Raw genomic sequence first — 414 nt, 5'->3', positions numbered from 1 at the left:
GGTAACGGCCTACAATGCCGCCACCGGCGTGGCGAGCTACACCTACGAACTGACCGAGCCGACCACCGACGGGTCCGGTACCGAGACCGACAGCTTCAGCCTGAGCGTGACCGACGGCACCGGCAGCTCGACCTTGATCCGGCCGTTCTCGCGGCGGTCGAACGCCTCGCTCGCAGCGATCGCGGCGGTCATCGGCTTGACCTGCGGGAGCACCGTGGCCGGGGCGTGGCGCCGCGCCTGGATCATCTCGATCAGCCGCGGGATGTACTTGCGTCGAAAGACTCGCAGACTTTTGCCCTGCAACTGGTCAAGCAGTACGCGCGGATGATCGAAGACGCCTACTTCCTGCGCCTGTACCGCGACCGGCCGATCCTCTGCTTCGATGCCTCGCGCGAGTTCGTGCTGATCAACCGC

General features: G+C 66.2%; 1 pseudogene. It reads right to left on the bottom strand.

Features of this window, described 5'->3' with window-relative positions:
• Nucleotides 1–123: 123 nt before the first annotated feature.
• Nucleotides 124–273: pseudogene (locus tag U8L64_RS20135) on the bottom strand (glutathione-dependent formaldehyde dehydrogenase); the annotation flags it as partial.
• Nucleotides 274–414 lie beyond the last annotated feature (141 nt).

The organism is Pseudomonas sp. FIP_A4 (genome assembly GCF_036701605.1).
Lineage (GTDB): Bacteria > Pseudomonadota > Gammaproteobacteria > Pseudomonadales > Pseudomonadaceae > Stutzerimonas > Stutzerimonas phenolilytica.
The sequence above is the reverse complement of the archived record's forward strand: the minus strand, read 5'-3'. Positions and strand labels throughout refer to the sequence as shown.